Raw genomic sequence first — 14037 nt, 5'->3', positions numbered from 1 at the left:
TCACGTCCTCTCGGTTAGTGAGGTGGTATTGGTTCGGCCCGCGAGCGTTTCGAGCGCCCGGACCAGTCCGTGTCGCGCCACAGCTTCGGCTCGTCTCTCGGCGTCGAGGGGCGAGGAGGTGTAGAGCCAGTAGCTCTCCGGATCGACTTCGAGACGGAGCACCGCCGCCTCGTCCGGGCGGCGGAGGTATAGCTCGCGCTTCGGCGTCAGCTCCCGGATCCGGGCCACCTCCGACTCGTTCAGCCGGAACAAGGCTCCGGCTTCGTTCGGCAACTCGGGGTTGGCGAGGAACAGCTTGGTGGGGATCGATTCGAGAAGAGCCGAAGCTCCGGGCGTCCCCGTCACGTCTACGGCGGACTGGGTGGCGAGCACGAGCGCGGCGTTCTTCTTCCGCCACGTCTTGGCCGCCTCGGCCAGGTAGTTCAGCACGGCGGGGTCCTGCATGTACCGCCACGCCTCGTCCACGACCATCAGCTTGAGACGCGCGGTCTCCGCCGGGTCCTCGATCTCCAGGCGCATGCGCTCCAGCAGGTAGGCGAGCGCTGCCTCGCAGAGATCCGCGTGCTCCGCCGCGCCCGCCAGGTCGATCACCTGCCAGTCGCGGAACTCGATGTCCGCCGCGTCCGCCGGCGCGTTATCGAAGAACGCGCCCCACGCGCCGCCCTCGGTCCAGCGGCTCAGGGCGGGCCACATTGCAACCGGGAGTGAACCGGCCAGCACACTGAGCGTCCGGCGCTTCGTCCCGAGCGCGTACAGGTCCTCGATGCGCGCGCGGATCTCGCTCGTGTCCGACCCGTCGGCCTCGTAGCCTCCGAGGTTGAGGAGCCGGAGCACCCAGCCGGTGAGGAACTGAAACGTCCTCGTGGTCGGGGGTAGCGCGAAGGGCTGTAGCCGGAGCGTCGGTTCCGTCTCGCCCGGCGCGAGTTCGAGATACCGGCCACCGAGGAACCGGGTCAGCCAGCGGTAGGAGCCGCCCAGATCGAGGACCAGGATGCGCGGATCGTACTTGAGTGACTCGACCAGCAGGAAGTTGAGCGCGAAACTCTTGCCCGAACCCGTCGCCCCCAGGATCAGCGTGTGGCCGACATCGCCTGCGAACAGGTCGTAGTCGTAGCCCGTGTGCCACGGCGTCTCGAAGACCGCCAGCGATTCACGACCGAGGTGGCGGCTGTTCCTCTCTCCCCTCGGCGGCCCGAACACGGGCGCGAGGCAGGCCGCGACGCCTGCCGATACGAACACCCTGCGCACCTGCCGGCGTCTCGGCTGGGCCGGGAGCCGGGCGAACCACGCGGGAAGCTGACCATAGCCTTCGCGAATGACCTTCGCGTCGTGCGCGGCGAACAGGCGGCGCACGTCGCCGTCCAAGCGCTCGATCCCTTCGAGTTCGCCGTGAAGCGCGACGGTGAGCGACGCCTCGCCGTAGGCCACCCCGTCCGCTTCGAGTTCGACCAGCGCGCTCCCAAGCCGGTCGGACTCGGCGGCCGCCGCGGAATCGACCATTGCCGCAGCCGTGCCCTGCGCGTCCTGCGCGTGCGCCATCATCGAGTAGCGGCGGGCGAAGTAGTGGCGCTGCGCGCTGCGGATCCGGCGCCGCGCCGCTTCCACTGTCCACGGTCGCCATTCGAGTGAAACCGTCGTCACCGCGTCCAGGCAGTAGAGGTCTTGGAGCAGGTTCGCGTGCGCCTGCCCCGGCGGCGACAGAAGCGAGTAGAGGATCAGGGGCTCGCCGTCGAGCTGCAGGTGGGAGCGCTCCGCCTCAAGCTCCGATAGCGCGAGCCGCCAGTTCATGCCGCTCCCCGTCGCGCCGTCCCAGAACGTGCCGGGCTTGTTGATCAGGTCGGAGAGGAGGCGGGACGCGTCGTGCGCTCCGAGCAGCTCGATAGGCGTGTGCTCGGCCACGAGCGAGCGGCCCGCGTCGATCATCGCCCGGAACCGGTCAGCGGCCGCCTCGATCTCCGCAGCGAGGTAGGTCGGCGCGCCTCTACGGTGCCGCTTCCGCCAACCGGTGAGCCGCGACAGCGGTCCCCGCCGCGAACCCTCGGCGACGGAGCGCAGGCCGGGATCCTGAGACCAGACGACGTATGCGTCGAGGCGCTGCACGCGTTCGGCCAAGAAGGCACGCCTCTTGCACGCCGAGACGGCCGCCACGTCGGAACCGCCTTCCACACTCGCGCCCATCACGGGCGCCGGACGGCGGAGCAGGTGAAACTGAAGCCGCGTACCGGGACCGAGGCCCGAGAGCAACCTCTGCCAGAGCCCCAGCACGCGGTCGATCTGTTCGGGCGTCTTCCCGTCGGTCACGGCGGACCGGACCCGGCCCGCCGCAATCAGCTCGCCCGAGCGGGTCAGGCAGCTCTGGCCGTCGTCGAGCCAGCCCCAGTAAGGCAGCTCCTCGGCCAGCGAGCCCGCCGCCTCGTAGGCCCGGAGTTCGTCGGCGACCCTCACCGGGAACCCCCACGGACCATGACGTGCCAAGGCTCGTCCGCCCACTTGCCCGGATCGTATCGGGCCGGGCAGCGCGCCGCGGCCCGGAGCACCGCCAGCATCGCCGGGTCCCTGCGGCCAGCAAGCCACCCCGCGCCGTAGCAGACGGCGAACACCAGGCCACCCGCAACGAGCGACGCCGTCGCGTTCCACACCGCGACCGCGAGCGTCGCGCCCAGCAGGAACAGCCGCCGCTCGACGCCCAGCACCGTCAACGGACGGTTGAGCGCCGCGTAGCCCGGCCAGCGTCTGAGGCCTCGCATCAGAAGAGCCAGGCCAGGAAGTTGACCGCGCCGACCGCCATCCCGATCCCGAAGATGATCCCGGCCAGCGTGCGCTTGCTGCCGCCCTCCCCGAACGCGAACATCAGCCCGCCGACCACGATCGCAATCAGCGACAGCCCGCGCGCGATCGGTCCCGTGAACTGTGTCTGAAGCTCGTTCACCGCGTCCACCCACGGGCTCGTGCCCTGCGCGTGGAGCGCGCCGGGCGTCAGCATGAGCAGCACGGCCCACACAGCTCCCCGCATCGTAGTCAGCAACGTTCTCATCATTTCTTTCCTTTCCCTGAAGGGTCAGTGGCGACGGTCTATCCGCCGCCCCGGGTGTCCGCGATCCGCTCGCGGATCCACGCGTCGATCTCGGCCTCGATCCAGCCCACAACGTTCTCGCCCAGCTTGATCGGCTGAGGGAAGAACCCTTGGGCGACCCACCTTCGGATCGTGCTCCGCGAAAGGCCGGTCCGGTCCCGTACCTGCGACATCCGCAGGAGGCGGATCGGCGGTCCGTTTTGCTGCTCGGGGTTCTCGGTCATGGCTCTGCTCCTGTTCGTGCTCCCCGTACTCGTCGATGGCTTGCTCTGCGGAGAGAACTGGGGCGGATCCCGGATGCCGCCCGAGTCCCCGTGGTAGTTGCCGATGAACGCCGGAACCCGGTCCACCGTCCTGGGCGACGGCGAGCGTCCGGCCCCGATCTGGCGCAGCGGACCCGGATCGCCCCGCGCCCTCATGCCCAGCGTCGTGGGCCTGACGCCCATGCATCCCAGAAACGCGCTCACCCACGAGTTGAATAGTTCCTCCAGCGTTGCCATGACTGCCGTTCCAGCCGCATCGATGCCCATAACGTTGATGACGTGTTTTCAAGAGCGTCAACCGCTCGTAAATCGCCTAAGTGGTTATGCTGTATCATGATGGGTCATGGTGGGTCAGGCTCTGCGGACGGCTCCGCCAGCGGGGCGGCAAAGCACCCCCGTTGGGGCTTGCGAAGCGGCGATGCGAGGCTCGGCCGTGGGCGGCCCCCGTGAGGCGCGACATGGCCGTGATGGCCGGAACGGAGGACGGGGGGAGGCGGGTCCTCGGGCAAGGTCCATCGCACGTCGCGGACGGCGTCGCGAAGTCTCTGCCGTTCGCTCGGAGAGTCGCTACCGCGCGGCCTCACCCTATATTGGATGGAACGGACCGACTCACGATGGAGGACACGGGATGAACAGCCTGCCGGAGAGGATCATGGAGTACGCCGAGGCCAAGCCTGAGGCCACGCCGGTTAGGGCGGACGACCTTCTGCACATCGGCGACCGCGCCGCGGTGGTCCGGGCGCTATCCCGCCTCGTGCGTTCCGAGCGACTCATGCGGATCTGCCGTGGCGTCTACATGCGCCCGATCCAAACCAGATTTGGCCTCAGGGCGCCGCGTCTGGAGAAGGCGCTTGCTTCCCTTTCCGCGCTCTGGGGCGAGATCATCGTTCCGAACGGTGGCGGCGCGGCCAACTGGCTCGGGCTGACAACGCAGAACACCGTGCGCTCGGTCTACCTCACCTCCGGTGCCGACCGCCTCCTGCATTTCGGGGCTCACCGAGTCGAGTTGCGTCATGCCCCGGCGTGGCAATTGACAGCGCCGCATCGGACCGCCGGTGTGGTTATTCGCGCGCTCGCGTGGCTCGGCCCCGACGAGGTCGAAGAGAGCCTCGATGCCGTGATTCCGCAGCTCACCGGTGAGGACCTGAGCGACCTCGCCGCCGCCCGGGACGTAGTGCCCGCGTGGATGGCGGAACCGCTGAACAGACGGCTCGTCCATGGCTGAGACTTGGTTTCAGCACCTCTCGGCGGTCGAGAGGCGAGACGCGCTGAATGTGGCGGCGCGGCACCGAGGACAGGAGACCTTCCTGCTGGAGAAGGACACCTGGATCGTCGCGACGCTCGGGGTGCTGTTCGAGGCGCCGTTCGGACGACACCTCGTGTTCAAGGGCGGCACGTCGCTTTCCAAGGTGTGGCGCGCGATCCGCCGGTTCTCCGAGGACATCGACATCACCTATGACATTCGCGGCTTCGCCCCCGATCTCGTCCTGGGCGGCGACGAGGAGGCGCTGCCGCCCACACGCAGCCAGGAGAGGCGCTGGACACGGGCGATCCGACCGCGCCTCGCCGACTGGGTACGCGACACCGCCGATCCGCTCGTCCGGGAAGAGCTCTCGCGCGCCGGGTTTTCGGCGCAGGTGCGGGCGGAAGCGGAGCGGCTGTACATCGGCTACGAACCGCTGTTCGAGCCACGCGGCATCGTGAGGCCGGAGGTCCAGGTGGATTTTGGCGCGCGCTCCACGGGAGAGCCCCACGCTATTCATCCCGTGGTGTGCGATGCCGCCGCCTACCTTCCCGACCTTGCGTTTCCGGAAGCGCGGCCGGCCGTCATGCTGGCCGAGCGCACGTTCTGGGAGAAGGCGACCTCCATGCACGTCTACTGCCTCCAAGGGCGCGTCCGGGGTGAGCGATGGTCGAGGCATTGGCACGACCTCGTTCGACTTGACGACGCCGGAATCGCCGAACGGGCCTTGGGGGATCGCGACCTCGCGCTGTCGGTTGCCCGCCACAAGGCGATGTTCTTCCGCGAGAACGATTCCAACCGCCAGCGGATCGACTACCAAGCCGCGGTCTCGGGCAACCTCAGGCTCGTTCCCTCTGGAGCCGCTCAGGAGGCGCTTGCCGCCGACTACGCCAGCATGCTCTCAACGGGGATGCTGCTGGACGTGGACGAACCGTTCGGCACGGTCATGAAGCGGTGTGCCGGGATCGAGGCGAGGGCCAACGCGCACGTGTAGAACAGGGCCGACCAAGCGGCCGCATCGTGCGAAGCCGCGGCGACTCGAACTCCGCGCCTTGGACGTCCGTGGCGAGTCCAAGCGCCAAGCGATTTGAGCGCGCGAGGGGAAGGTATCGCTATCTTGAGTGCCATGAGTACCCAAGCGGAGAATTGGGTCGTCGCCAGCGCTGCGGCCAGCACAGCCCCGGAGGATCGAGTGCATTCGGCCGCCGGGGCGCTACGTCCAGTCTACCTGGATTGTAATGCCTCCTCCCCGCTCGACCCGCGCGTTGCAGAGGTCATGGTTTCCACGCTGAGAGAGGTTGGCAACGCTGCGTCGATTCACACCGCTGGTCGTCGACAGGCCCACTTGGTCGAAGACGCCCGGGAGCACGTCGCGGGACTCGTCGGAAGCTCTGCATCGAAAGTCGTATTCACTGCGAGCGCGACCGAAGCGAACAATCTTGCGGTCCACGGAGCCGTGCAGCATACGAGCGCGGGCCGACCCCGGATCCTTGTCTCCGCCGTAGAGCACGATTCGGTTTTCAAGACCGCCGAATGGCTCGGGGCTCGCGGCCTTGCGAGAGTCGATTTCGTCCCCGTTACCCGCAGTGGTTTTGTTGACCTGAACGCTCTAACGCGGCTGCTCGGCCCCGATGTCCTCCTCGTGTCCGTCATGGCCGCCAACGGCGAGACTGGCGTGCTGAACCCCATCGCGAAAGTCGCGGAACTCGCTCACGCCCATGGCTCACTATTCCACTGTGACGCCACGCAGTTCGTCGGCCGCATGCCCCTGAACGCAGAAGATGTTGGCACGGATCTGGTCTCTGTCAGCGCCCACAAGCTAGGCGGACCGATGGGGGTTGGGGCGCTCATCGGCACCCAACGGGCCCTGGCCTGTCTCGAGCCGGTAATCCACGGAGGCGGACACGAGCGAGGCCTGCGTTCGGGTTCCTTGAACGTGCCTGGTATCGTGGGGTTTGGACAGGCTGCGGCCATTGCGACCGCCGAGCGAGCCCACGAGTCGATCCTGGTAACCAACCTCAGGGACCGCCTGACCGCCGGCCTGGAGGACTCACTGTCCGGGGTCATCCAAATCGGAGATGTCGAACGGAGGCTCCCGAACACCGCCTGTCTCCGCTTCAGGAATGCCGATGCCGAAGCAGTGACCGTCAATATGGAGCCGGTCGCAGCCTCGACGGGAAGCGCGTGCAGCGCCGGCACCATCGAGCCCTCACGGGTTCTGCTGGCGATGGGTATGTCCCCATCCGCCGCCTTCGAGTGTGTACGCTTCAGTCTCGGTCGCTTCACGACGGATGCCGACATCGAAGTCGCCGTGGCGCGCACTGTTGAAGCGGTCCGGTACGTCCGCAAGACGACCGTGAAGGCCACCTGATGCGGTTGGTCGAGGCCGCCGAACGAGTCTTCGCACGGCACGAGACTTTCCATCCCCGGTACGGGTGGTTCCGCAAGGCCTACACTTTTGTCGGAGATGACTCGAAGATTTTCGTGCTCCGGGACGCGCCGATCCGAATGGGAGTGGGCAAGAACATGGTGCGAGCGATCCGGTTCTGGGGGACGGCGGCCAAGCTGATAGCGGAGAAACGCGACTCCCGGAAGCGTTCAGGCAGCATGGAGCAGACGCAACTGGGCATCCAACTGTTCGGCAGCGAGGGCTGGGACCCGTATATGGAGGAACCAGCGACTCTATGGCTGCTGCACTGGCTGCTGCTGGCCCCACCGTGCTTGCTGCCCGTCTGGTGGGTGGCCTTCAACGAGTTTCATGCGATCGAGTTCGACGAGGACGATTTGGAGAGGATCGTCTTGGCGCAGCTTGAGTTCGCCTCGGAGTGGAAGGCACCGCACCGATCATCGATTCTCAAGGACGTAAGCGCTCTGTTGCGCACCTACACACCGGCCGACCGCTCTGCCCGCGTGGGGATCGATGATATGCTGAACTGCCCATTCCGCGAACTCGGTCTCATCGGACGCTCGGAGGCGACGAAACGGTATCGGTTCGCCACCGGCGCGAAGCCCACGTTACCGGCGGCTGTCGTCGCCTTCGCGGCCATGGACTATGTCGCGCGCGTGAAATCGGGGAGCAACACGGTCACGCTCAGCCACCTCGCGCAGGAGCCGGGTGGGCCTGGGAGAGTGTTCAAGCTGTTGGAGAACGATCTGCACATGGCGCTGGCTTCGGTCGCCGCAGACTCGGCGAGGAACTCGGCGAGGATCACGCTGACTGCTGTATCGGGCGCAGTTCAGCTTGGCTGGTCGGGCAATCCGCGCGACATCGCCATCGCGATTATGGACGACTACTATACCCAATCGGATTTTCCTTCGACCAACGGGAAGGTGCCCGCGTGAGTGGCGTGCTGGCGGATCGCATCTCCATCCGAGGCCGCTTCGCCCGTTCGACCAACGTTGAGCGGGATCTTGCGCGGCCTGAACCACTCGAAGGATATGTGGTCACGGCGCGGGTCCTTGACGTGCTGGGACGGATTGCCGTCACCGCCGGAAAAGGCGAAGCCGGTGGCGCGTGGTCATTGACTGGTCCTTACGGATCGGGAAAATCCTCGTTCGCCCTTCTGATCGATGCGGCATTCGGTCCGCCGACGCCGGCGCGGGTCACAGCGCTCCGGTTGATCGGCAACGCCTCTTCGGACGTGAAGGACGCGATCACGGCGGCGCACAAGCGCCACGGGACTTGGGAGACGGGTTTCCGTCGTGGATTGGTGACGGCCAGCCGCGAGCCGATCGCCTTCACAATCCTTCGTGCCCTGCGGGCAGCGCAAGCACGCGCCCTACGGAACAGTGAAGCCGCTGCCGTCTTGCGGTACGAAAATGCCCACAATGAGACGGGTGTCGGACCAGCTCCTACCTCCATCGTCCGGACTGCGTGCGCACTGGCGAAGGATACACCGCTTCTACTCGTAATCGACGAGTTCGGGAAAAGCCTTGAGGCGGTCCGTGACGGTCACGGAGATCCCTACCTATTGCAGCAACTTGCGGAGGCGGGTCAGGGATCGGGACGACCGATTTTTCTAGTGACCCTGCAACACCTTTCGTTCGAGGACTACTTGGAGGGGAGCGACAGGGCGGAGAGGCGCGAATGGGCGAAGGTCCAAGGCCGCTTCGAAGACGTGCCGTTCGTTGAATCCGCCGGCCAACTTCGCGCACTCATCGGGAGCGTGTTCAAGAGGAGAGACAGCGCGATTACGCGTCGCATCGCCCGTTGGGCCTCGCACCAAGCGACGATGATGCGTTCCATCGGCATCCGGGAACTCGCGGAGGCGGAGGCGGTGGAGTCCTGCTACCCACTACACCCCTTGACCGCAATGGTGTTGCCCGAACTGTGTAGCCGGTACGGGCAACACGAGCGGACGCTGTTCTCGTTCCTGACGAGTCAAGACCCCGCAAGTGCCATGCGGTTCTTGGAAACGACCAGCGTACCTCCACGCGGCCTGCTGCCGTCGCTCGGCCTCGAGTCCGTTTACGACTATTTCGTCGGCAACAGCGTACTCGGTCCGCTGTCTGGCCGCCAAGCCAGCCGATGGTCTGAAATCGCAACGCGACTGAGGGACGCCGTCGGCTTGTCAGGACAACAGAGCCGCATGGCCAAGCGGATCGCCGTACTAAACCTGATCTCCACGACGGGCGTCCTTCGTGCCTCCCGGGCCGTGCTGTCGGCAACGGATTCCAACGCGGACATGGTCTTGAGGGACCTCGAAGCGGGCGGGATCGCGACGTACCGGGACTTTGCCGACGAGTACCGGATTTGGCAGGGCTCCGACGTGGACGTACGTCGTCTGGTTGAAGGCGCGCGCGCACGGATCCAGCGGAGGCCGCTAGTAGAGGTCCTTTCGGCATCTAGTCCGTTGGATCCCGTGGTCGCGGCTCGGCACAGCGCCGAGAACGACGTGCTGAGGGTTTTCAAGAGACGGTACGCGGATGCAGCGGACCCCGTCGACCCCGTCGACCCTTTCTCCCATTATGACGGTGAGGCGCTACTGATCGTTGATTCGATTCATGCGACTCCGAACCTTTCCAACGGCTCGCGGACGGCCAAGCCAATCGTTGCCGCAATCCCGAAGGATGTGGCAGGACTGGATCAGGCGGCGCGGGAGGTACTGGCGGTGAGGACGAGTCTAAAGGAGCCGCTCGTAGCGGAGGACTGGGTGGCTCGCCGCGAACTGGCCGAGTGGCTCGCCCAGGCCGAGAACAATCTTGAGGCGGAGGTGCATGAGACGTTTCGGGCCGATGCGTGCCGCTGGATCCTCTTGGAGCCCGCGGGTGCGAGGCCGTTGCCTGCGGGGCGCGGTAGCCACGCGCTTTCGCATGCAGCCGACGTGGCCTTCGAGTTCACACCGATCATCGGAAACGAAGTGCTGAATCGCACACAGCTTACGTCACAGGGTGCCAAGGCGCGACGCATCCTTGTCAGTGCGATGATCAAGCGGGGAAACGAGCCCGGCTTGGGACTCGACGGGTATGGCCCCGAAGTTGCGATGTACCGGGCATTCCTTCAGCGAACGGGCATCCACCGTCTCACAAGGAGAGGAAATCGTCCCTCATTCGGAGCGCCGGCCGCAACGGATTCACTCGCGCACGCATGGGAAGTGGTAGAAGAGCAGTTCGCACATGCTAAGGCTCGTCGCGTAAATCTCAAGCATATCCATGCGGCGCTCTTGTCGAGTCCGATCGGAATGAAGGACGGGGTTATTCCGGTCTTCTTGACAGCTGCGCTCCTGGCCCATCGGAATGAGATTGCCATCTATGAGCACGGCACCTTCAGGCCGTTGCTGGCTCCAGAGGTGTCCGAGCGGATGGTGCGCAATCCCTACCACTTCGACATCAAGCACTTCGCGAACACCTCTGGAGCCCGAAGGCGCTTGATCAACGCTCTGGCACGGCGGCTCGGGGTTCGTCCGGTATTCCGTAAGTACAGAGTCGCAAACGTCTTGGAAATCGCAGGGCACCTCGTTTCCCTCGTCCGGCGTCTCGACAATTTCACGCTGCGAACGCGTACGATCAGCCCTGATGCCCAGGCGGCACGGGCGGCCATTGTGGACGCCGTGGAACCGGACGAACTCTTGTTCGATCACCTTCCCGGATCGTTCGGTCTGCCGATCATCGCGGCAGACGCACGGCAATATCAGGAGGAGTCCGCCTACGCCGAGCGCCTTGGCGCCGCAATGGATGAATTGGGCGGAAGGTACGCCAAGCTGCAAGAAGAGCTTCTGTCGAACCTTCTTCTTACCGCTGCGGAGAAGACTCGCCTGGCGGTCAGCGGTCAGGCCGCCGCCCTGGACGGCGAAGTTCTCGATCCCGTCGTACGGGCCTTCGTGCTGGCTCTCCGGGGAGATCCCGCCAAAAGTGACGCCGAGTGGGTGAGCACAATCGCAACGGTCCTGTCGAAGAAGGCACCGACGGAATGGACGGACCAGGATTTAGCCCGTTTCGGACACGAACTCCACGTACAGATCGCCGCATTCCAGCGCCTTGTGGCGCTGCATGCCGCGGGTCGTGCTCGGGGCAGTGGGTCGTTCCAGTCGCTTCGCATCACGATCACTCGACCGGACGGTCGTGAGCACGACCGCCTCGTAGCGGTGGACGACGCCGACCGTCCCATCGCCGAGCAGGCACTCGCAGATGCTCTTGCCACCCTCGAGCGCAATCTGGGCTCGTTGGGGCAAGCTGAGAAATCACTCCTCGCGTGCCTCGGAGACCGACTGCTCCCGCGAACGAAACAAAACGATCCAGAACCAGCAACCGACTCGAAAATCAGGAGCGAGAAACATGCCTGAACCCGTCCGGCACATTTGCGGGATTTCCGGGGGCAAGGACTCAAGTGCCCTCGCGGTCCACATGCGTGAGCGCGTTCCGGATATGGAGTACTTCTTCTGCGATACAGGCGCTGAACTCCCGGAGACGTACGAATACCTCACGAGACTCGAGGTGATCCTCGGAAAGCCCATCACCCGGCTGAATGCCCGACGCGGGTTTGACCACTGGTTCGAGCTCTTTCGCGGCACCCTGCCCTCGCCGCAAATGCGATGGTGCACCAAGAACATGAAGATTAAGCCGATCGAGGAATGGATCGGCCATGACGCTGCGCTGTCCTATGTCGCGATCCGAGCCGACGAGTCTAACCGGAAGGGATACATCTCGACCAAGAAGAACATCGAGACTCGGTTTCCCTTCATCGAAGACGGGATCGACCGCGCCGGCGTGATGCGGATCCTTGAGGATGCAGGCATCGGTCTTCCCGAGTACTACGAATGGCGGACGCGCTCCGGCTGCTACTTCTGTTTCTACCAGCGCAAGGCGGAGTGGATCGGCCTCGCCGAGCGTCATCCGGAGCTTTTCGAGCGGGCCGTAGCGATCGAGCAGAAGGTCCTACTCGAAGCTGGCGCAGATGGCGAGGCTGACTTCAGCGATCGTGCAATGCGAGGGAGGCAGTACACTTGGTCGGGTGGCGAAACACTCGTCCAGCTGCGGTCCCGTCGTGACGAGATCTTGACTCGCCACGAAGCCGCCATGTCGCGCGCGGCAACTCGCCAAGCCAACCTCCCTCTTATCGAGGCCCTCGCCGATGCCCTCGAAGAGGAAGACGATACAGCCCCTTGCACCGTGTGTGCCCTGTGAGCGACGTGGCCGACGGGATCCACTCCTCGATGGTGTCCCTCGACGTGGCACCGTGGGGCAGTTCACCTACCCCGGGCGAACTATCGGATGCGGTGGAACTCCTTCTGGCCGCCGCTGGTGAATTCCATGGAGCGATTTCGGTGGCGGACGCGTTACGTCTTGATCTGACGGAACTCGCGTCGGATCTAAAGATCATGCGGACGCTGGAGTCGTACAGGATCCGAGACTTGACTGACATTCGGATTCTACATTCGGCGATTGATGCGGTCAGGGATCTCCGCGCATCAATGCCGGAACGTAAGATCGCAATCCTTGAGCGGTACTTATTCGCCCGAGACCGCGTGACGCTCGAGACGCTCGGACAGGCCTTTGGTGTCAGCCGAGAAAGAACCAGGCAGATAAAGAACCGCGTCGCCGAAGAGCTCGAGGAATGTGTAGGTCCAGAGATAGAGATCATCGCGACGACCGCTCGCCGGAGGGCCGGCCCTCTTCTGGATCAAGCCGACCTGAAATTGCTTGTGGACGATCTATTTTCGGGTAAGTCTCTCGACGATCCGGCAGTCGACCTTACTCGCCGGATCGTGGAGGCGGCGCTGGAATACGACTGCGTTCGCGGCGTATGCGCCAGCGAATCCGCCCGCGAAGTCCTCGGCGAATTCAAGGGGCACGTAAGAGAGCTTGCAGATGACGTGGGGCTCATTGATGAGGATGCTATCCGGGCGGTCCTCCCCGATGAGCGGTGGCACGGGCTACTTCGACTAATGACCAAGCGGTGCGGTCTCGCGTGGGTAAGTGACCGATTGGCACTTCGTCTCACGAAAAAGGCTCGCGCTAAAGCCGCCATCCTCGCTATTGGGCGGTTAGCCACACTTGACGAGATCGCGGCGGAATCAGGGCTTCCACGGGTACAGTTAGGAGGTTTGTTGTCCAACATCTCAGGCATTGTGAGAGCAAGCAAGACCAAGTGGGGCATCAGTGAATGGGTCGACGACGAGTACGAAGGCATCGCGGCCGAAATCATGCAGCGAGTAGAAGAGGATGGTGGTACCACCACGCTGGCTCGCCTATTAAGCGAGTTGCCGAGGAAGTTCGAAGTCAAGGAAACCAGCGTTCGAACGCTTGTGGCGACTCCCCAATTCGTGGTGCATGACGGTAACGTTCGCTTGGCGGAGGAGTCGGAGGTTGTACTCCGCGATATCTATGACGTTGTTGACGGTGTGACAGAAGAGGGATGGCCGTATTGGACTTTCCGCGTTGAAGACAGATACTTTGAAGGATACAGCCTTTCCGGCGTCCCCCCAGAGATCGCCGACGCGCTTGGGTGCCCGAGGAATGGCAGCATCAAGGCGGTCGTGTCCCGGCCAACGGGGTGTAGGCGGGTCTCGGTGAACTGGCGATTGACATCTGTTTCTGGGGCGAGTGTTGGTTATATCTCAAGTGCGCTGGGGCGACTGGGTGTCGCCGAAGGTGACCGAGTTTCCTTGGTTGTCGTCGAAGCTGGTGTCCTTGAGTTTCGACGCCAAGTGGCAGGTGCGACAGACGAAGGCTCGAAGACGAGACGACTGGTTGGGCGCGGTGCCGAAAGGACTCGGGCAGATAAGAGGGATTTGGGGTCTTCCGCCCTGTTGGAGAGACTAAAACAACGACGGAGAGTCCTCTAGTCATGCTCGCGGAAGATGCCCGGATTAGGCCGGGCTTGTATCGGCTTCCAGAGGACCCGGTGGGACCGAGCGTCCTGATCCCGGGCTTCGTTTCGGCCACTTCCGTTCGTGGAGCCTTCGGGTGGTTCTCCGCAGGTTGGATTGGGCGGCTTTCTCCTGGGTTGGCTCAGTACA

At 64.5% G+C, this 14037-nt stretch carries 11 protein-coding genes; 7 read left to right on the top strand and 4 right to left on the bottom strand.

Annotated features, from left to right (window positions below):
- From ACOOGH_RS03455 to ACOOGH_RS03440, 4 genes are read right to left on the bottom strand one after another with little or no spacing between them, the layout of a single operon-like run.
- Positions 1-2445 (bottom strand): VirB4 family type IV secretion system protein, encoded by a 2445-nt coding sequence (locus ACOOGH_RS03455; RefSeq protein ID WP_420447583.1) that lies wholly within the window; start codon positions 2443-2445, stop codon positions 1-3.
- Complete coding sequence (locus ACOOGH_RS03450; RefSeq protein WP_420447582.1) at positions 2442-2747, bottom strand: VirB3 family type IV secretion system protein; 306 nt, start codon at positions 2745-2747, stop codon at positions 2442-2444. Before ACOOGH_RS03450 ends, ACOOGH_RS03455 begins: the two co-directional genes overlap by 4 nt.
- On the bottom strand, positions 2747-3037 hold the full coding sequence (locus ACOOGH_RS03445) for a TrbC/VirB2 family protein (protein WP_420447581.1): 291 nt from the start codon (positions 3035-3037) through the stop codon (positions 2747-2749). Before ACOOGH_RS03445 ends, ACOOGH_RS03450 begins: the two co-directional genes overlap by 1 nt.
- A 35-nt stretch (positions 3038-3072) precedes the next feature.
- Positions 3073-3573: a helix-turn-helix transcriptional regulator gene (locus ACOOGH_RS03440; RefSeq protein WP_420447580.1), complete on the bottom strand. Its 501-nt coding sequence runs from the start codon at positions 3571-3573 to the stop codon at positions 3073-3075.
- Positions 3574-3964: 391 nt separating this feature from the next.
- Between ACOOGH_RS03440 and ACOOGH_RS03435 the strand changes: the two genes are divergently transcribed.
- From ACOOGH_RS03435 to ACOOGH_RS03405, 7 genes are all read left to right on the top strand, one after another.
- Positions 3965-4561, top strand: a complete 597-nt coding sequence (locus ACOOGH_RS03435) for a DUF6088 family protein (RefSeq protein ID WP_420447579.1) — start codon at positions 3965-3967, stop codon at positions 4559-4561.
- Positions 4554-5573, top strand: a complete 1020-nt coding sequence (locus ACOOGH_RS03430) for a nucleotidyl transferase AbiEii/AbiGii toxin family protein (protein ID WP_420447578.1) — start codon at positions 4554-4556, stop codon at positions 5571-5573. Before ACOOGH_RS03435 ends, ACOOGH_RS03430 begins: the two co-directional genes overlap by 8 nt.
- 132 nt (positions 5574-5705) lie before the next feature.
- Positions 5706-6950: a cysteine desulfurase family protein gene (locus ACOOGH_RS03425; RefSeq protein ID WP_420450054.1), complete on the top strand. Its 1245-nt coding sequence runs from the start codon at positions 5706-5708 to the stop codon at positions 6948-6950.
- Positions 6951-6955: 5 nt separating this feature from the next.
- Entirely contained in the window at positions 6956-7921 is a 966-nt protein-coding gene (locus ACOOGH_RS03420; RefSeq protein ID WP_420447577.1) for a DUF4007 family protein, read from the top strand.
- Positions 7918-11361 carry a hypothetical protein gene (locus tag ACOOGH_RS03415; protein ID WP_420447576.1) on the top strand — a complete coding sequence of 1148 codons (3444 nt, stop codon included), beginning with the start codon at positions 7918-7920 and terminating at the stop codon, positions 11359-11361. Before ACOOGH_RS03420 ends, ACOOGH_RS03415 begins: the two co-directional genes overlap by 4 nt.
- The gene (locus ACOOGH_RS03410) at positions 11354-12202 is read left to right on the top strand and encodes a phosphoadenosine phosphosulfate reductase family protein (RefSeq protein WP_420447575.1); all 849 of its coding nucleotides are present in this window, start codon (positions 11354-11356) and stop codon (positions 12200-12202) included. Before ACOOGH_RS03415 ends, ACOOGH_RS03410 begins: the two co-directional genes overlap by 8 nt.
- On the top strand, positions 12199-13863 hold the full coding sequence (locus ACOOGH_RS03405; protein WP_420447574.1) for a hypothetical protein: 1665 nt from the start codon (positions 12199-12201) through the stop codon (positions 13861-13863). The genes ACOOGH_RS03410 and ACOOGH_RS03405 overlap by 4 nt, the downstream gene beginning before the upstream one ends.
- Positions 13864-14037: the final 174 nt, after the last annotated feature.

It is taken from the genome of Candidatus Palauibacter sp. (assembly GCF_965213655.1).
Taxonomy (GTDB): Bacteria; Gemmatimonadota; Gemmatimonadetes; order Palauibacterales; family Palauibacteraceae; genus Palauibacter.
The sequence above is the reverse complement of the archived record's forward strand: the minus strand, read 5'-3'. Positions and strand labels throughout refer to the sequence as shown.

Coding starts and splice junctions, on each gene's coding strand:
- ACOOGH_RS03410 (WP_420447575.1), top strand. CDS start 11,354: ATGCCTGAACCCGTCCGGCACATTTGCGGGATTTCCGGGGGCAAGGAC.
- ACOOGH_RS03430 (WP_420447578.1), top strand. CDS start 4,554: ATGGCTGAGACTTGGTTTCAGCACCTCTCGGCGGTCGAGAGGCGAGAC.
- ACOOGH_RS03450 (WP_420447582.1), bottom strand. CDS start 2,747: ATGCGAGGCCTCAGACGCTGGCCGGGCTACGCGGCGCTCAACCGTCCG.
- ACOOGH_RS03445 (WP_420447581.1), bottom strand. CDS start 3,037: ATGATGAGAACGTTGCTGACTACGATGCGGGGAGCTGTGTGGGCCGTG.
- ACOOGH_RS03435 (WP_420447579.1), top strand. CDS start 3,965: ATGAACAGCCTGCCGGAGAGGATCATGGAGTACGCCGAGGCCAAGCCT.
- ACOOGH_RS03440 (WP_420447580.1), bottom strand. CDS start 3,573: ATGGCAACGCTGGAGGAACTATTCAACTCGTGGGTGAGCGCGTTTCTG.
- ACOOGH_RS03425 (WP_420450054.1), top strand. CDS start 5,706: ATGAGTACCCAAGCGGAGAATTGGGTCGTCGCCAGCGCTGCGGCCAGC.